The following is an 18,271-nucleotide window of genomic DNA, read 5'->3' as shown; positions in this document are numbered from 1 at the left end:
AAGCGGCTCTTTTTAATTCTTTTGCAGTTTGGCTTACAGCCTGCCCTGCTGTCTTAACCATTCCCGAACAAGGAAGAGCGCACTGACGTTGCGCGCCTCGCTGAAATCATCTTCATTCAGCAAATCCATCATCTTGTCCAGCGACCATCGCTCCTGCGGCAGCTCTTCCGGCTCGTCCCCTTCCAGCGACTCGGGATACAGATCCTCTGCAATCACGATGTTCATTTTGCTGGAAAAATAGGACGGGGCCATCGTCAGTTTTTTCAAAAACGTGAGCTGGTTTGCCCCAAAGCCAACCTCTTCCTTCAGCTCGCGGTTGGCGGCCTCGAACACGGTTTCACCGGGGTCAATCAGCCCTTTGGAGAAGCCCAGTTCATAGGATTCTGTGCCGACGGCGTATTCACGGATTAGGATCAGGTGGTTATCAACAATAGGGACAATCATCACCGCCTCGCGGGAAGAAGGTTTCATCCGTTCATAGACGCGACGAACGCCATTGCTGAACTCCAGGTCCACCGTTTCGACATTAAACAACCGCGAACGCGCCACGGTTTCGACATGTAAAATCGTTGGTTTTTTTAGTGATTTGCTCATGTGGCCGGGATCAACAGTGAAAGAGGTAACTTATTGTGCGGCATGCCGCACATATCGTGCAACGAGCATTGGCTATTATTTACATTTTTGTAACGTATGTTTTTCCAAAACACGTAATGCGCCCCCCTGTCAAGACGGGTAGTATTGAATAGGAATTTACTTGTATTTCAGTCGAAGTCGCTTTGCTAACATTGTGTTACTGCAGGTTGGTCGCCCTAAAAAAAGCTCAAGTTTGTGCCTTTACCTGCCGATAATGACTTCTGATCTCTAAAATTTTTGAAAGGCCGACCTTTTGCCGAGCTTGATGAAAAAGACGATTGTTTGATGGGGAAAGCATGAGCACCTTATTATTTCTGTTAGCTGCTATGCTGGCCTGCACGCTGATTGCCGGATGGCTAATTTGGCGAAGCCTGCGGCTGCGAGCCCGGGTTTCGCACGATCGTTCATTCTCCGGTTCAACAACGCGCAAGCTGACTCCGGAAGAACGCGTAGCCGTCGAAAATTATCTCGAGCGCTATTCACGCTCTCAGGAGCTGATCGGCCCTTCTGGCGCAAGCAATCCGCTGCCCAAGCTGACGCTGACGGCGCAAAGCAATACGGTTATTTCTCTGACCCGGTCGATAACCCGCTACGGCCTCTCTGCCGATGACGCCAATAAATGGCGCTATTACCTCGATTCTGTTGAAGTTCATCTGCCGCCTTTCTGGGAACAGTTCATCACCAACGATAACGACGTGGAGCTTATCCGCACGAGCAGCATCCCGCTGGTGATTTCGCTCAACGGTAATACCCTACAAAACGATACGCTGGACACGCAGCAGTACGCCATCGAGGGTTATTCCGGCACCCAGGCGTCGATCCGTGGTGAAGAAAGTGAACAGATAGAGCTGCTGAATATCCGCCAGGAAACGCAGGAAGAATATTCCCTGAGCCGCCCGGACGGCGTGCGCGAAGCGGCGCTTATCTGCATCGCGTTTATCATGCTCTTCCTGAGCCTGGTTACGCCTCCGGTGTTTCTGCCATGGCTGCTTGGCGGTGCCGTTCTGCTGATTGCCGCCGGGCTGTGGGGGCTTTTTGCGCCGCCGGCAAAAACGGCATTGCGCGAAATCCACTGCCTGCGCGGCACGCCTAAGCGCTGGGGGCTGTTCGGCGAATCAAACCAGGAGCAGATGAACAATATCTCGCTCGGCATTATCGACCTGATTTATCCGCCGCACTGGCAGCCGTTTGTGACCCAGGACCTGGGACAGAAAACCGACATTGATATCTATCTCGACCGCCATGTGGTGCGCCAGGGTCGTTTCCTTTCGCTGCATGACGAAGTGCGTAACTTCCCGCTTCAGCACTGGGTGCGTAACCTGTTAATTTCCGCCGGTGCGCTGCTTGTCCTGCTGATGATGACTATTTGGGTTCCGCTGGAAATGCCCATCAAACTTAGCGCCTCGTGGCTAAAAGGGGCTCAGTCCATCGAAGCGAGCAGCGTACAGGACCTCGCAAAGTACAAGCTGCAGGTGGGCGATACCCTAAGAGTGAAGGGTACAGGGATGTGTAATATTCACACCCCCGGCAGCTATAACGCTCGCCAAAGCTTCCCGTTCACGCCGTTCGACTGCTCACAAATAATCTGGAATACCGCTCGCCCTCTGCCGCTGCCGGAGTCTGAAATCATGGACAAAGCGGTAGCCCTGACCAGGGCAGTCAGCGGGCAGCTGCATCCTCAGGGGGGTGAGGGCGACAGTAAAGTGAACCCGCAGCTGGCCGATGCCATCCAGAAATCAGGCATGGTTTTGCTGGATGATTTTGCCGGGATTGTGAAAAAAACTCAGGCGCTGTGTACCGCAGAAGAAGAGTGCGTTCGCCTTAAAAATGCCCTGGTGAACCTGGGCAATACCAAAGACTGGGATTCGCTCATCAAACGTGCCGATTCAGGAAAACTGACCGGGGTAAATGTCCTGCTACGGCCGGTTAGCGCCGAGTCGCTGGATAACCTCGTGGCCACCTCAACCGCACCTTTCTTTATTCGTGAAACCGCGCGCGCTGCACAGTCGCTGAACAGCCCAGCCCCCGGCGGCTATGTCATTATCAATGATGAAGGCGGCGATCTCGTGGATCAGCCGCTGCCGCCAATGTCGCTGTATGACTTCCCGGCTCAGGAGCAGTGGACCGAATTCCAGCGGCTGGCAGAAATGCTGCTGCAAACGCCGTTCCACGCCGAAGGGATCATTACCGGTATTTATACCGACGCCAACGGAACCCAGCACGTCACGCTGCACCGAATCTCCGATACGCATAGCCTGTGGAGCTACATCAGCATTTCTCTGATGCTCATTGCGATGCTGGTCTGTGCTGCGATAAACGGCGTTCTGGCCGTCATCCGCTATCGTCGTGCCAGCACGAGGCTGGCCGAAATTCAGCGTTACTACGACAGCTGCCTCAATCCCACGCTGACCCCGCCTTCACCACTGAGGTAGCCGTTACGGGTAAACTTTGCGTACCGGGTTGTGCTACCCTGGTACGCTATTTTTCCCTCAATCGAGACTAAAGCTATGTCTGGTGCTATCGCCTGGCAGGACGTTGACACCCTGCTGCTGGATATGGACGGGACCCTGTTGGACCTGGCCTTTGATAACCATTTCTGGAAAAAGCTGGTACCGGAAACCATTAGCCTCCAGCGCGGCATTCCGCTACAGGAAGCACATCAACTGATTTCTCGCGAATACCACGCCGTGCAGCATACGCTAAACTGGTACTGTCTCGATTACTGGAGCGAGCGCCTCGGGCTGGATATCTGTGCGATGACCACCGAGCAGGGGCCAAAAGCCGCGCTACGTGAAGATACTGTGCCGTTTCTTGAGGCAGCAAAAGCCAGCGGCAAGCGCCGTATTCTGCTCACCAACGCGCACCCGCACAATCTGGCGGTGAAGCTTGAACATACGGGTTTGGGTAAGCACCTTGATTTATTGCTTTCTACCCACACATTTGGTTATCCGAAAGAAGATCAGCGTTTATGGCAGGCGGTAGCCGGACATACCGGGTTAAACGCGGCCAGAACGGTATTTATCGACGACAGCGAAGCGATTCTTGATGCCGCAGCGAAGTTTGGCATTCGCTACTGCTTCGGCGTCCTCAACCCGGATTCAGGCGAAGCGGAAAAAACGTTTGAGCGCCACCCTGGCCTTAGCGATTACCGCCGCCTGATCCCGTCGCTTTCCGTTTAAGGAGGCGTAATGAAAGAAAAAGCAGCCGAAGGCGTACGCCTGGATAAATGGCTGTGGGCCGCACGCTTTTACAAAACCCGGGCCGTGGCGCGGGAAATGATTGAAGGCGGAAAAGTGCACTACAACGGCCAGCGTAGCAAACCCAGTAAGCTGGTTGAGCTGAACGCGGTTCTCACGCTGCGTCAGGGCAATGACGAACGCACCGTTAACGTACTCGCGATTACCGGGCAGCGCAGGCCGGCCACGGAAGCCACTCAGCTTTATGAAGAAACGGCGGAAAGTATCGCCAAGCGGGAAAAAGTGGCGCTGGCACGCAAAATGAACGCGCTAACCATGCCCCACCCCGATCGCCGCCCGGATAAAAAAGAGCGGCGAGATTTGATGAAATTTAAACACGGTGGCGAAGCGTAAATCCGCCTACCAGCAAGAGAGATGACGATGACTCAACACGACCAACTACACCGCTATCTGTTTGAAAACTACGCCGTTCGCGGCGAGCTGGTGACGGTTTCTGAAACCTGGCAGCAGATCATGGAAAATCATGACTACCCGCAGCCGGTCAAAAATATCCTCGGCGAGCTGCTGGTTGCCACCAGCCTGCTGACCGCCACGCTGAAGTTTGACGGCGACATCACCGTTCAGCTTCAGGGCGATGGCCCGATGACGTTGGCCGTGATCAACGGGAACAACAAACAGCAAATGCGCGGCGTAGCTCGCGTCCAGGGTGAGATTCCGGCTGATGCGGCGTTAAAAGACCTGGTCGGCAACGGCTATCTGGTTATCACCATCAGCCCAAGCGAAGGCGAGCGCTATCAGGGCGTGGTCGGGCTGGAGGGGGATACCCTGGCCGCCTGCCTGGAAGATTACTTCATGCGTTCCGAGCAGTTGCCAACTCGCCTGTTTATTCGTACCGGTGAAGTGGAAGGTAAAGCGGCGGCAGGCGGCATGCTGCTGCAGGTTCTCCCGGCGCAAAACGCCGAGACCGACGACTTCAACCATCTGGCCACGCTGACCGAAACTATCAAGGCAGAAGAGCTGCTGACGCTGCCGGCGAACGATGTGTTATGGCGCCTTTACCACGAAGAAGAAGTCACCCTGTACGATCCGCAGGACGTAGAGTTCAAGTGCACCTGCTCCCGCGAACGCTGTGCCGATGCGCTGCGCACGCTGCCGGATGAAGAAATCGACAGCATTCTGGCGGAAGACAACGAAATCGACATGAACTGTGATTACTGCGGCAGCCACTATGTATTTGATTCAATGGACATAGCGGCAATCCGCAACAATGCCTCTCCGGCAGATCCACAGGTTCACTAATTAGCTGAAACGCCTCCTAATCGGAGGCGTTTTTTTTAGCGATAATAATCGACTTTGATCCGCTGTCCCTGAACCATCACGTCCTGCCATACCTTCGGTGCGGCCGTGAGCTTGCCTTCGGAAGCCGCCTGCTTTAACGCGGCCATCATCTGGTTTTTATCCAGATCCCGGGCTTGCCCGATATCCTTCCAGCTGTCGCCCATTTTTCCGTAAACCTTGCAGTAGTTCATTTCCGGCTGGCACAGCAGCCATTCATCCTGACCATCGCCGTTCAGATCCATCCCGACCAGCAGGCATTTATCCTCATCGTCCAGGCACTCCCGAGCCTGATAGCTTTCGTCTTTTACCATCGCCTGCCACCACGAGTTTTCCGGCACGCGATTTTTATCCGCCAGCACGATGCGCTGACGCAGCGACTCAACGGTAAGCTTCATCGTCGCAGCCCCGCCCGATTTTCTGTCGCTAAGCAGCATTGCGAGCTGCTTTTTACGTTCCGGGCTGGCAACAAATGCCGGATCTTTTTGCAGTTCTCGCATCGCGTCATAGCCACGTCTACCGGACGACTGCAGCATCGTCAGACTCATCTTTTCTGGCTTCATAACACCGCTATGATAGCGCGCCATCTGGTTATTCACGCTGATGCGGTAAGGGTCTAAAAGTGGTGAATTGACGGCAACTAGCAGGAACAGAGCCAGTAAAAGCACCGCACGATTGATACATCCCGGCTGTAAAACGGCCTCCCGACGCTGACGAATTAACGTTACCGCGTAGCCGAAGGCCCAGACCAGCACCGTCAGAGTGATAAGCGCGGCATAAACACGCGATGGCGTCCAACCGTACGACGAAACACGTAGCCACAGCGCATAGCTCGCCAGCAGGGCGTAAACAGGAGACAGCAGCAACGTCAGCTTAATCGCCCCGTCCAGCAAGGCTGGATAAGGCCGAGTCTCTCTTTCCGGATGCCAGGCCACCGCGGCGGCGATCATCACCATCAGCGTGAGGGTGTTGAGCAACGCATTGCAGGACACATGCTGTGAAATAGACCCGAGGCCAACCACCGGCAGCGTCGCCAAAAACATCAGCGAGATCAGCGACAGCAGCGGCAAAAGGCCGGTCGCAAAGACGCTGAAGAAGTGTTTTACCGCGTTAATCGCCCGCGTCTGGTCGCGACAAAGCGTCACGGCGAGCGCCGCCGCCGTACAGGTCGCAATCCAGGCAAAGGCCGAAGAACTAAAGAACAGAGTGTCGAAGAAGGTGATATCCACCAGCTTGAATAACCCGGCCCACAGCGCCAGCACGCCCCAGAAAAAGAGCACCAGCAGCCCGGTCAGCAGCAGCGTAATGCCGTTACGCCAGAGCTGGCCGTAAAATGCCTGCCAGCCTCCCCAGCCGCCGCTCGAACGCAGACGTCCCTGCAGCCACGGCAAGGCTAAAAAGAGCATCGCAGCCAGCGAGCACTGGTACCCCAGCACAATATCGTGGCGATCCCAGCTCTCCAATCCCTGAGTCGTCCAGTTAACCCAGCCGCTCATCAGCGCCACCACCGGCAGCGGGATAAGCGCCAGCCCCCAGAACCGTAGGCCATTAAAACGTACAGCGATAAGCGCCAGCGTCGTTGCGAACACCACGGAAAGAGAACGAAGGTACAGGGCCTGGCTATCTCCCTGCAGCCAGATGCCGCTGCCTCGATTTCCCTCGGTGAGGTACAGCACCACGCCTAAAAGAAACCCCACCAGCAAAATGCCCCAGCGGGTTGCCTTTGGTAACGGTTCGGACACGAACATGGTAGTCATCCCTTATTAGCTGATTTTTGACTGAGTGTAACGGCGGGCTGCGACCTGCAAATGACGGTCTTGTTTCATCGCGTTGCGTATGAGAGCGCGTTCATTCACAAAGTTCTCCGTTTTTATCCTAATTGTTAACATATTCGCCATATTTTCCCCGAGAGCCCGTGAATTCCTGCCATACTCTGCCCCCGCTGCGGCATCCCCTAAGCATTTCCCCTGTTAAATTTAAGCAGGCGAGTAAATTTATGATAGTGGTCGCGGTTAACCCCCCCTAAACAACCCTACAATATCAGGCAGTATAAATTGGCTAAGGAGCAGTGAAATGCGAGTTAAAGGCATAACCCCGCAAGATCTCAAGGCTTATGGCATTCATGACGTCAGCGAAGTCGTCTATAACCCCGATTACGATACCCTCTACCGCGAAGAGCTCGACCCAAAACTGGAAGGTTTTGAGCGCGGCGTGGTCACCACCTTAGGTGCCGTTTCCGTTGATACCGGCATCTTCACCGGCCGCTCTCCAAAAGATAAATACATCGTTCGCGATGACACCACCCGCGACACGCTGTGGTGGTCAGACAACGGAAAAGGCAAAAACGACAATAAACCGCTTTCTGAAGAAACCTGGCACGATCTGAAAGGCCTGGTCACGCAGCAGCTTTCCGGCAAGCGCCTGTTTATCATCGACGCCTTCTGCGGCGCCAACGCCGATACTCGCCTTTCTGTACGCTTTATTACCGAAGTTGCCTGGCAGGCTCACTTCGTTAAGAACATGTTTATTCGCCCCACGGACGAAGAGCTGGAAACCTTTGAGCCTGATTTTGTGGTGATGAACGGCGCTAAATGTACCAACCCGAACTGGAAAGAACAGGGCCTGAACTCCGAAAACTTTGTGGCGTTTAACCTGACCGAACGCATGCAGCTTATCGGCGGCACCTGGTACGGCGGCGAGATGAAAAAAGGCATGTTCTCCATCATGAACTACCTGCTGCCGCTGAAAGGCATCGCTTCCATGCACTGCTCGGCAAACGTCGGTGAAAAAGGTGATGTGGCGGTGTTCTTCGGCCTGTCCGGCACCGGTAAAACAACGCTTTCCACCGACCCAAAACGCCGCCTGATTGGCGACGATGAGCACGGCTGGGACGATGACGGCGTGTTCAACTTCGAAGGCGGCTGCTATGCCAAAACCATTCGCCTGTCGGAAGAAGCAGAGCCGGATATTTATCACGCCATCCGCCGCGATGCGCTGCTGGAAAACGTCACCGTCCGTGCCGACGGCACTATCGACTTTGATGATGCGTCCAAAACGGAAAACACCCGCGTTTCCTACCCGATTTACCATATCGACAACATCGTTAAGCCGGTGTCGAAGGCGGGACACGCCACCAAAGTTATCTTCCTGACCGCCGACGCTTTCGGCGTGCTGCCGCCGGTTTCACGCCTCACCGCAAACCAGACGCAGTATCACTTCCTGTCTGGCTTTACCGCTAAACTTGCGGGCACCGAGCGCGGCGTGACCGAGCCAACGCCAACCTTCTCCGCCTGCTTTGGCGCGGCGTTCCTGTCGCTGCACCCAACGCAGTATGCAGAAGTGCTGGTGAAGCGTATGCAGGCTTCCGGGGCGCAGGCTTACCTGGTGAATACCGGCTGGAACGGCACCGGGAAACGCATCTCGATTAAAGATACTCGCGCGATCATCGACGCTATTCTCGACGGCTCGCTGGACGACGCAGAAACCTTTACCCTGCCGATGTTTAACCTCGCGATCCCAACTTCGCTCGCGGGCGTTGATCCCCAGATTCTGGATCCGCGTAACACCTACGCCTCTCCGGAGCAGTGGCAGGAAAAAGCTGAACAGCTGGCGAAGCTGTTTATGGAAAACTTCGAGAAGTACACCGACACCCCAGCAGGTGCGGCACTGGTAGCAGCCGGTCCTAAGCTGTAATCCAGAAAACTAAGGCGAAAAAAAACGAACCTCTCGGGGTTCGTTTTTTATTGGGCTGACGACAACTCAGCTTTCTCTGTGGGCCACAACCCGGGCTATCGGCAACGGTAACCAGGCTCGGATACGCAGCCCGCCGCGCTCGCTTTTCCCGAGATCGAGCATCCCGTTATGATTGTCGATGATTCGCTGCACGATAGCTAAGCCCAGCCCGGTGCCGCTGGTACTGCGGGCGCTGTCGCCACGCACAAACGGCTGGAACAGATGCTGGAGCTGATCGGGCTCAATGCCCGGGCCATCGTCCTCCACCTGGAACCAGGCGCGGTTTAGTTCACTGCCGCTGCTGACTTTGATCCAGCCATTACCGTAGCGCGCCGCGTTCACCACCATATTCGCCACCGCACGCTTGATAGAAAGCGGGTGAATATTGAGGCGGATCTCGCCGTCCTGCAGGTCAGTGTCGATTTCACGCTCGTAGCCGCTTTCGGCAGCAATCACTTCGCCGAGCACGCTGTTAAGATCTGCCATTTCCAGCGGCATCTCCTGCCCGGTGCGCAGATAGTCGATAAACTGCTCGATAATCGCATTACACTCTTCGATATCTTTGTTGATCGACTCGGCCAGATAGCCGTCTTCCTGCCCCATCATTTCGGTTGCCAGACGAATACGCGTCAGCGGCGTACGCAGGTCATGACTGACGCCCGCCATCAGCAGCGTGCGGTCGTCGGCCAGCTGTTTTACGCCCGCGGCCATGTGGTTAAACGCCCGCGTCACCGACCTCACTTCCGAAGCACCATATTCGCGCAGCGGAGGGGGAATAATTCCTTTACCGACCTGTAGCGCGGCGTGCTCCAGGTCGACCAGCGGTCGGTTTTGTATTCGAATAAAGAGCCACGCGCCGCCTATCGCCAGCAGCATTATTGCCAGCGTGTAGCGGAACAGCGGGGAGAAATCGCCCTGATGAATTTCGGTCAGCGGCACGCGCACCCAGATGTTCGGCGACAGCCAGGTCTTCAGCCACACTACCGGCGAGCTTTTATTCACCTCAACGCGCACTTCGGTCGGACCGCCGAGCTGCTGCGCCATTTGCTGGCTCAGAAACTCGTAGTGCTGTGCCCAGCGCAGACCCGCGTCTTCCGCCGCCTCGTTGGAGTAAAGCGAAATACCCAGCTCGCGGTAAATTTCGCGACGAAACGCCGGCGGCACCACAAGTTGGGTGCCGTCTTCGAGCTGCAGTTTGTCGGTCATCAGCATTCTGACTTCGTACGCCAGCACCTTATTAAACTGCTGCAGGCTCGGCAAAATCGCGAAGTTCAGAACGACAAGATAGGTCGTCACCAGGCTGACGAACAGCAAGGTGACGATCAGCAACAGCGTACGGGCAAACGAGCTTCTTGGTGAGAAGCGAACTCGCCTCATGCCTTAGAACCGTCCGGGACAAAGACGTAGCCCAGGCCCCAAACGGTCTGGATATAACGCGGATGCGCCGGGTCCTCTTCCACCATGCGGCGCAGGCGGGAGATCTGTACGTCGATGGAACGCTCCATCGCGGAGTATTCACGGCCACGGGCCAGGTTCATCAGCTTATCGCGGGAAAGCGGCTCGCGCGGGTGGCTTACCAACGCTTTCAGTACCGCAAACTCGCCGCTGGTTAACGGCATTGGCTCGTCTTCGCGGAACATTTCGCGGGTGCCGAGGTTCAGCTTGAACTTGCCGAACGCGATAACCGCTTCTTCCTGAGAAGGCGCACCCGGCAGTTCGTTGGCCTGGCGACGCAGTACGGCACGAATACGGGCCAGCAGCTCACGCGGGTTAAACGGCTTAGGAATATAGTCATCCGCGCCGATTTCCAGACCGACAATACGGTCAACTTCTTCACCCTTCGCGGTCACCATGATGATCGGCATTGGGTTGCTCTGGCTGCGCAGACGACGGCAAATAGAGAGACCATCCTCGCCCGGCAGCATAAGGTCCAGCACCATCAGGTGGAAGGATTCACGGGTCAGGAGACGATCCATTTGTTCGGCGTTGGCGACGCTGCGAACCTGGAAGCCCTGCTCGGTGAGATAACGCTCTAACAGCGCGCGCAGGCGCATGTCGTCATCGACCACCAGAATTTTATAGTTCTCTTGCATCGTTTGTACTCCCAAAGGCTCGAACAGTTGAGTGTGTATTCTTAAAAAACTGCGCTAATACAACCAGTCAATTCTGGTATACATTCTAGTCGAAATTGTTACAAAGCATATTAAACAGTCGGTTATCAACGTTTTAAATCAAAATTTGGTGACTTGCTTCCCAAAATGCACCGGTTGCATTCTTCATTGAGCATCGGTTTAAATCACACTCTGGTTTTACAGGCTGCAGGGCAAAAAGATGAAAACGCCGTTAATCACCCGTGAAGGCTACGAAAAGCTCAAAAAAGAGCTGGATTACCTGTGGCGTGAAGAACGCCCTGAGGTGACCAAAAAAGTGACCTGGGCCGCCAGCCTTGGCGATCGTAGCGAAAACGCCGACTACCAGTACAACAAAAAACGCCTGCGTGAAATTGACCGCCGGGTTCGCTACATCACTAAATCGCTGGAACGGCTGAAAATTGTCGATTACTCGCCGCAGCAGGAAGGCAAAGTCTTCTTTGGCGCGTGGGTCGAAATAGAAAACGACGACGGCGACCTGCTGCGTTTTCGCATCGTCGGCTACGACGAGATCTTTGGCCGCAAGGACTACATTTCTATCGACTCGCCGATGGCGCGAGCGCTGCTAAAAAAAGAGGTGGGCGATTTAGCCGTGGTGCAAACTCCAGCGGGAGAAGCACAGTGGTACGTCAATGAAATTGAGTATCCTAAACCTGAATAATTCGCACAGAACTGTCTGAAACCCAATATCCGGGGGTCGGTGGCTGGCATTTTCGTGCCCCGATCCGTATAACTGTTTGCTGAATTTTCCGTACTACACAGATGAAAAGCCATGATGAATGATTCGCTTTGCCGCATTATTGCGGGTGAGCTTCAGGCCAGAAACGAACAGGTAGAAGCTGCCGTTCGCCTGCTGGATGAAGGGAATACCGTGCCGTTTATCGCACGTTATCGTAAGGAAGTCACCGGCGGTCTGGATGACACGCAACTGCGTCAACTGGAGACTCGTCTTAGCTACCTGCGCGAGCTGGAAGAACGCCGCCAGACCATTCTCAAATCCATTGCAGACCAGGGCAAACTGAGCGACGAGCTTGCCGGTGCCATCAACGGCACGCTGAGCAAAACCGAGCTCGAAGACCTTTACCTGCCGTATAAACCCAAGCGCCGTACCCGCGGGCAAATCGCTATCGAAGCAGGCCTTGAGCCGCTGGCTGATTTGTTGTGGAACGAACCTTCACACGACCCGGAGCAGGAAGCTGCCCGCTTCGTGGACGCCGACAAAGGCGTGGCCGACATCAAAGCCGCGCTGGACGGCGCACGCTACATCCTGATGGAGCGTTTCGCTGAAGACGCCGCGCTGCTGGCCAAAGTCCGCGATTACCTGTGGAAAAATGCGCATCTGGTCTCGGCCGTTGTCAGCGGCAAAGAGGAAGAAGGCGCGAAATTTCGCGACTATTTTGCCCACCACGAAGCGATTGCCACCATTCCTTCCCACCGCGCGCTGGCGATGTTCCGCGGGCGCAATGAAGGCATATTACAGCTGTCGCTGAATGCCGACCCGCAGTTCGATGAGCCACCGCGCGAGAGCTATTGCGAACAGCTGATTATCAACCATCTCAATCTGCGCCTGAACAACGCCCCAGCCGATAGCTGGCGCAAGGCCGTGGTGAGCTGGACCTGGCGCATCAAGGTGCTGATGCATCTTGAAACCGAGCTGATGGGCACCGTGCGCGAACGCGCGGAAGACGAAGCGATTAACGTCTTCGCCCGTAACCTTCATGACCTGCTGATGGCGGCACCGGCTGGCCTGCGCGCCACGATGGGACTCGATCCAGGCCTGCGTACCGGCGTGAAGGTCGCGGTGGTTGACGCCACCGGCAAGCTGGTTGCCACCGATACCATTTATCCGCATACCGGCCAGGCGGCAAAAGCTGCCGTCGCCGTGGCTGCACTTTGCGAGAAGCACAACGTCGAGCTGGTCGCTATCGGTAACGGTACCGCATCCCGCGAAACCGAGCGCTTCTTCCTGGATGTGCAAAAACAGTTCCCGAAAGTCACCGCACAGAAAGTTATCGTCAGCGAGGCGGGCGCGTCCGTCTACTCTGCTTCCGAACTGGCAGCGCTGGAGTTCCCTGACCTGGACGTTTCTATCCGCGGGGCCGTCTCCATCGCCCGCCGCCTGCAGGATCCGCTGGCCGAGCTGGTGAAAATCGACCCGAAATCTATCGGCGTGGGCCAGTATCAGCACGACGTCAGCCAGACTCAGCTGGCCAGGAAGCTGGACGCCGTAGTCGAAGACTGCGTAAACGCCGTTGGCGTGGATCTGAACACGGCTTCCGTGCCGCTGCTAACCCGCGTTGCCGGCCTGACCCGCATGATGGCGCAGAATATCGTCACCTGGCGCGACGAAAACGGCCGCTTCCAGAACCGCCAGCAGCTGCTGAAAGTTAGCCGCCTGGGGCCAAAAGCCTTCGAGCAGTGCGCGGGCTTCCTGCGTATTAACCACGGCGATAACCCTCTGGATGCCTCTACCGTTCACCCGGAAGCCTATCCGGTAGTCGAACGCATCCTGGCCGCAACCCAGCAGGCGCTGCAGAATCTAATGGGCAACAGCAGCGAGCTGCGCGACCTCAAAGCCAGCCAGTTCACCGATGAGCGTTTCGGGGTTCCTACCGTGACGGACATTATTAAAGAGCTGGAAAAGCCGGGCCGCGACCCGCGCCCTGAGTTTAAAACCGCACAGTTTGCCGAAGGCGTGGAAACCATGAACGACCTGACGCCGGGCATGGTGCTGGAAGGCGCAGTGACCAACGTCACCAACTTCGGTGCGTTTGTGGATATTGGCGTGCATCAGGACGGGCTGGTTCACATCTCGTCGCTGTCCGACAAGTTCATCGACGATCCGCACAAAGTGGTGAAAGCGGGCGATATCGTGAAGGTCAAAGTGCTTGAGGTTGACCTGCAGCGCAAACGCATCGCCTTAACCATGCGCCTCGACGAACAGCCGGGCGAGAGCGGCAGCCGTCGCGGTAACGGCGGTAACGCCCCTCGCGAGCAAAAAGGCAGACCGGCAGCGCAGCAAAAACCACGCGGGCGTGACAACGCCAGCGGTGGAAATAGCGCCATGATGGATGCCCTGGCTGCGGCAATGGGCAAAAAGCGTTAATTGTCTTTCCTCTCCCTTCGGGGAGAGGATTTATTTTTCACCGCCCTGCCAGAAGCAGAAAAATAACTTAATTTTGATTTAAATCAATTTTCAATATTTATCCTACTAAGAAACCAGTAATTATCACTCCTGTAACATCGTTAATAGTAAAATAACACTCTCGCTTCTTCACGATTAAAGTATCACTATAATTTTCAGTCAATTAATCAAAACATCTCGCAACCCCATAAATAATCCACGCGCCCTAAATGCCCCTTAAATAAGAATTTCAGTAAAATTTTGAAAGAAAAATAAATATTGTCGACGTTAACCATTCTCATTATCATTGTGTTGAACGATATTTCTTCTCTTTCTTCCGATGCCGTAATCAGCTTTTATCGTGCGCATAGCTCGCGGATAAAGCCTTCATTCAGTCAGCGTCAATGCAGAGCCCAGCTCTAAGTAGGTCCTATGCAATTCATACCGAATAGCGCGTGGAAAATTACCGGTTTCGCCAATGAAATCAGCCCGGCTTATCGCCAGAAATTATTGTCGCTCGGCATGCTGCCGGGATCTTCATTTAACGTAGTTCGCGTGGCGCCTCTGGGCGATCCTATTCATATCGAAACTCGCCGCGTAAGCCTGGTGCTGCGCAAAAAAGATCTCGCGCTGGTGAATATCGAAGCTGTCGTTTAACGACGGGTGAGCGTACGCGCTTTTTGCAAACTCAACGAAGTCCACGAACAAAATGAAAAACTTAACCATAGGTTTAATCGGCAACCCCAACTCGGGCAAAACCACGCTTTTTAATCAGCTGACGGGTGCCCGCCAGCGCGTGGGAAACTGGGCTGGCGTCACCGTAGAACGCAAAGAAGGTCAGTTTTCCACGCTTGAGCACCAGGTAACGCTGGTTGATTTGCCCGGCACCTATTCGCTCACAACCATTTCGTCGCAGACTTCGCTCGATGAGCAAATTGCCTGTCATTACATCCTCAGCGGCGACGCCGACCTGCTCATTAACGTGGTGGATGCTTCAAACCTTGAGCGCAACCTCTACCTGACGCTGCAGCTGCTCGAACTGGGCATTCCGTGCGTGGTCGCGCTTAATATGCTGGATATCGCCGAGAAGCAGGCCATTCGCATCGACATCGACGCGCTCGCCGCCCGTCTTGGCTGCCCGGTCGTGCCGCTGGTGTCCACCCGCGGGCGCGGCATTGAAAGCCTGAAGCTCGCCATTGACCGCAAACAGCCCAACCAAAAAAGCGAACTGGTCCACTATCCGCAGGTTTTACTGCAAGAGGCGGAAAGCCTGGCCGCGGACATGCCGCAGGAAATGCCGGTTGAACAACGCCGCTGGCTGGCGCTGCAGATGCTGGAAGGTGATATCTACAGCCTCGCTTATGCGGGCAATGCCACAGACAAACTTGACGCTGCCCGCGCGCGCCTCGCAGAAACCGTTGACGATCCTGCCCTGCTGATTGCCGATGCGCGTTACCAGAGCATCGCTTCAGTCTGCGACGCGGTCAGCAACAGCATGACCGCCGAGCCGAACCACCTGACGGTGGCGATGGATAAAATCATTCTCAACCGCTACCTCGGCCTGCCGATCTTTATGCTGGTGATGTACCTGATGTTCCTGCTGGCGATTAACATCGGCGGGGCGCTGCAGCCTATTTTTGACGCCGGCTCGGTGGCGATATTTATTCACGGCATTCAATGGCTTGGCTATACGCTGCATTTCCCGGACTGGCTGACCATATTCCTGGCCCAGGGCATCGGCGGCGGGATCAACACCGTGCTGCCTCTGGTGCCACAAATCGGCATGATGTACCTGTTCTTGTCGTTCCTCGAAGACTCCGGCTACATGGCTCGGGCGGCTTTCGTGATGGACCGCCTGATGCAGTCGCTGGGGCTGCCGGGTAAATCGTTTGTGCCGCTGATCGTTGGCTTCGGCTGCAACGTACCTTCGGTGATGGGCGCCCGTACCCTTGACGCTCCGCGCGAAAGGCTGATGACCATCATGATGGCGCCGTTTATGTCCTGCGGCGCACGCCTGGCAATTTTCGCGGTATTTGCCGCCGCATTTTTTGGTCAGCAAGGCGCGCTGGTGGTGTTCTCGCTCTACATCCTCGGCATCGTAATGGCCATTCTTACCGGCCTGATGCTGAAGCACACAATTATGCGCGGCGAAGCTTCACCGTTCGTGATGGAGCTGCCGGTTTACCACGTCCCTCACCTCAAAAGCCTGCTGTTACAGACCTGGCAGCGCCTGAAAGGCTTCGTGCTTCGCGCCGGTAAAGTCATCGTGATTGTGAGTATTTTCATCGGCGCACTGAACAGCTTCTCCTTTAGCGGCAAGCCGGTGGATAACATAAATGACTCCGCCCTTGCCTCCGTCAGCCGGGTGTTGACCCCCCTGCTTAAGCCGATTGGCGTCCACGACGACAACTGGCAGGCCACCGTTGGGCTGTTTACCGGCGCGATGGCAAAAGAAGTGGTCGTCGGTACGCTGAATACCCTTTATACCGCCGAAGATATCCACAACGAGGAGTTTGATGCCGCCAGCTTTAACCTGCTTGATGAGCTGGGTGCCGCCGCCGATGAAACCTGGCAGGGGCTGAAAAACACCTTTAGTCTGAGCGTGCTGGCGAACCCGATTGAGGCCAGTAAAGGCGACGGCGAAATGTCCTCCGGGCCGATGGGCGTCATGAGCAGCAAGTTTGGTAGCGAAGCCGCCGCCTACAGCTATCTCATTTTCGTCCTGCTCTATATTCCGTGCATCTCGGTAATGGGCGCGATTGCCCGCGAATCAAGCCGGGGCTGGATGACATTCTCGGTACTTTGGGGGCTGAACATCGCCTACTCGCTCTCTACGCTGTATTACCAAAGCGTCACCTTCAGCGAACATCCAAGGTTCAGCCTGATCTGTATTTTAGCGGTCGTGTTGTTCAACGTCCTGCTGCTGGGAGGCCTGCGCCGGGCCCGCAGCCGCGTTGATGTCTCACTGCTGGCTACCAGAAAAACGCCGTCATCCTGCTGTCAAAGCAGCGCCGGCGACTGTCACTAAGGAGCGATTATGGCAAGCCTGATTGATATCCGTAACGCCCTGGCGCTTCAGGGCCGCCTGGAAGCGAAACAGATAAGCCAGCAGCTTGCTACGCCCCTGCCGCTGGTGGCCGCGATGCTCGATCGCCTGGAAGCCATGGGTAAAGCAATGCGCATCAGCGAAGACCCGAGCAGTTGCCTGACGGGGAGCTGTAAAAGCTGCCCTGAGGGGAAAAAGTGCGCCCGGGAACTTTGGGCTCTGAGGTAGGAGAGAAGGCGGGCCATCCCCGCCTTTTTTATCGCCCGTCTTTTATGTAAGACGCTGTTCCCACTCCAGCACCGCCTGGCAAAACTCCGCCGGATGCGAGATAAAGGGCGCGTGTGCGGCCTTGTCGAAAATAAGTGAACTGGAGTGCGGCCACAGGACATCAAGCAGGGGAACCACTTTGCGTGGAACCAGCCCGTCGAGCCGGCCATACAGCCGCAAATGAGGTACAACTGATTCTGCAAGACCCGCACGCAGGTCGGCGGTTCTCAGGATCTCAAGACCGCCGTTGAGCACATCCACATCCGGCATTGGCTGCTCCAGAACAATAGATTTAAGCAGGCGAGCATCCTGACGCGCCGTTTCCGTGCCCAGGGTTTGCAGCGCCAAAAAGCGCTCAACGGTGCGCTGAAAGTCTTCGCTTAGCTGCCGCTGGAACCCGGCCAGCACGTCCGGTTTAATGCCCGGCCATCCTTCTGCGGCGGTAAAACACGGCGAGGAGGCTACCGTCACCAGCGCCTTTACGCGATCGGGCCTGGCAAGCGCTATCTGGCTAGCCACCAGCCCGCCAAGACTCCAGCCTAACCAGATGGCCCGCTCAGGAGCCTGAGCCAGCACAATGTCAGCCATTTGCTCTAACGTCAGTGAAGCAAAACCTTTGCTCCGGCCGTATCCCGGCAGGTCGACCAGGTGCAGCCGAAAATGCGAGCCAAGTTCGGCTTCTATGTTGTGCCATACCCCGGCATTCAGCCCCCATCCGTGCAGCAGCACAAGATCGTTATTCCCTTCACCTTTTGTTTGCCACCACAGGTCGCTCATCGGTTACCGT

General features: G+C 55.7%; 15 protein-coding genes. 10 read left to right on the top strand and 5 right to left on the bottom strand.

All coding sequences use genetic code 11. From position 1 onward, the window contains the following. Window positions 1-33: 33 nt before the first annotated feature. Window positions 34-594 (bottom strand): ADP compounds hydrolase NudE, encoded by a 561-nt coding sequence (gene nudE, locus ACE38U_RS20240; RefSeq protein ID WP_038478068.1) that lies wholly within the window; start codon window positions 592-594, stop codon window positions 34-36. Window positions 595-929: 335 nt separating this feature from the next. Between nudE and ACE38U_RS20235 the strand changes: the two genes are divergently transcribed. The 4 genes from ACE38U_RS20235 (at window position 930) to hslO (ending at window position 5,129) form a co-directional block, all read left to right on the top strand. Continuing rightward, a complete protein-coding gene (locus ACE38U_RS20235; RefSeq protein ID WP_038478065.1) occupies window positions 930-3,065 on the top strand; it encodes an intracellular growth attenuator family protein in 2,136 nt (711 codons plus the stop codon). 75 nt (window positions 3,066-3,140) lie between these two features. After that, entirely contained in the window at window positions 3,141-3,812 is a 672-nt protein-coding gene (yrfG, locus tag ACE38U_RS20230) for a GMP/IMP nucleotidase (protein ID WP_375530431.1), read from the top strand. Between the two features lie 9 nt (window positions 3,813-3,821). Next, complete coding sequence (gene hslR, locus ACE38U_RS20225; protein ID WP_061277362.1) at window positions 3,822-4,223, top strand: ribosome-associated heat shock protein Hsp15; 402 nt, start codon at window positions 3,822-3,824, stop codon at window positions 4,221-4,223. 27 nt (window positions 4,224-4,250) lie between these two features. Further along, on the top strand, window positions 4,251-5,129 hold the full coding sequence (hslO, locus tag ACE38U_RS20220) for an Hsp33 family molecular chaperone HslO (RefSeq protein WP_081948229.1): 879 nt from the start codon (window positions 4,251-4,253) through the stop codon (window positions 5,127-5,129). A gap of 35 nt (window positions 5,130-5,164) precedes the next feature. Here the strand turns inward: hslO and ACE38U_RS20215 are convergent, their stop codons facing one another. Beyond that, on the bottom strand, window positions 5,165-6,913 hold the full coding sequence (locus ACE38U_RS20215) for a DUF4153 domain-containing protein (RefSeq protein WP_375530430.1): 1,749 nt from the start codon (window positions 6,911-6,913) through the stop codon (window positions 5,165-5,167). 325 nt (window positions 6,914-7,238) lie between these two features. On the opposite strand from ACE38U_RS20215, the gene pckA reads away from it, so the two are divergent. Further along, window positions 7,239-8,858 (top strand): phosphoenolpyruvate carboxykinase (ATP), encoded by a 1,620-nt coding sequence (gene pckA, locus ACE38U_RS20210; RefSeq protein WP_038478047.1) that lies wholly within the window; start codon window positions 7,239-7,241, stop codon window positions 8,856-8,858. Window positions 8,859-8,924: 66 nt separating this feature from the next. Here pckA and envZ read toward each other — a convergent pair whose 3' ends face one another. After that, complete coding sequence (gene envZ, locus ACE38U_RS20205) at window positions 8,925-10,274, bottom strand: two-component system sensor histidine kinase EnvZ (protein ID WP_176981994.1); 1,350 nt, start codon at window positions 10,272-10,274, stop codon at window positions 8,925-8,927. Beyond that, window positions 10,271-10,990, bottom strand: a complete 720-nt coding sequence (gene ompR / locus ACE38U_RS20200; protein ID WP_001157751.1) for an osmolarity response regulator transcription factor OmpR — start codon at window positions 10,988-10,990, stop codon at window positions 10,271-10,273. Before ompR ends, envZ begins: the two co-directional genes overlap by 4 nt. A 238-nt stretch (window positions 10,991-11,228) precedes the next feature. Here ompR and greB point away from each other — a divergent pair, with 238 nt between their 5' ends. The 5 genes from greB (at window position 11,229) to feoC (ending at window position 17,445) form a co-directional block, all read left to right on the top strand. Then, window positions 11,229-11,708 (top strand): transcription elongation factor GreB, encoded by a 480-nt coding sequence (gene greB / locus ACE38U_RS20195; protein ID WP_038478036.1) that lies wholly within the window; start codon window positions 11,229-11,231, stop codon window positions 11,706-11,708. Between the two features lie 111 nt (window positions 11,709-11,819). Then, window positions 11,820-14,153: a Tex family protein gene (locus ACE38U_RS20190; protein ID WP_375530429.1), complete on the top strand. Its 2,334-nt coding sequence runs from the start codon at window positions 11,820-11,822 to the stop codon at window positions 14,151-14,153. A gap of 450 nt (window positions 14,154-14,603) precedes the next feature. Further along, entirely contained in the window at window positions 14,604-14,828 is a 225-nt protein-coding gene (gene feoA / locus ACE38U_RS20185) for a ferrous iron transporter A (protein ID WP_038478030.1), read from the top strand. A gap of 52 nt (window positions 14,829-14,880) precedes the next feature. Further along, the gene (gene feoB / locus ACE38U_RS20180) at window positions 14,881-17,199 is read left to right on the top strand and encodes a Fe(2+) transporter permease subunit FeoB (protein ID WP_375530428.1); all 2,319 of its coding nucleotides are present in this window, start codon (window positions 14,881-14,883) and stop codon (window positions 17,197-17,199) included. Window positions 17,200-17,208: 9 nt separating this feature from the next. Then, window positions 17,209-17,445 (top strand): [Fe-S]-dependent transcriptional repressor FeoC, encoded by a 237-nt coding sequence (gene feoC / locus ACE38U_RS20175; RefSeq protein ID WP_038478024.1) that lies wholly within the window; start codon window positions 17,209-17,211, stop codon window positions 17,443-17,445. Window positions 17,446-17,487: 42 nt separating this feature from the next. Here feoC and bioH read toward each other — a convergent pair whose 3' ends face one another. Further along, window positions 17,488-18,261 carry a pimeloyl-ACP methyl ester esterase BioH gene (bioH, locus tag ACE38U_RS20170; RefSeq protein ID WP_375530427.1) on the bottom strand — a complete coding sequence of 258 codons (774 nt, stop codon included), beginning with the start codon at window positions 18,259-18,261 and terminating at the stop codon, window positions 17,488-17,490. Window positions 18,262-18,271 lie beyond the last annotated feature (10 nt).

The organism is Cedecea selenatireducens (genome assembly GCF_042138895.1).
Classification (GTDB): domain Bacteria; phylum Pseudomonadota; class Gammaproteobacteria; order Enterobacterales; family Enterobacteriaceae; genus Cedecea; species Cedecea selenatireducens.
Note: the sequence above shows the minus strand (reverse complement) of the source record. Positions and strands in the feature narration are given on the sequence as shown.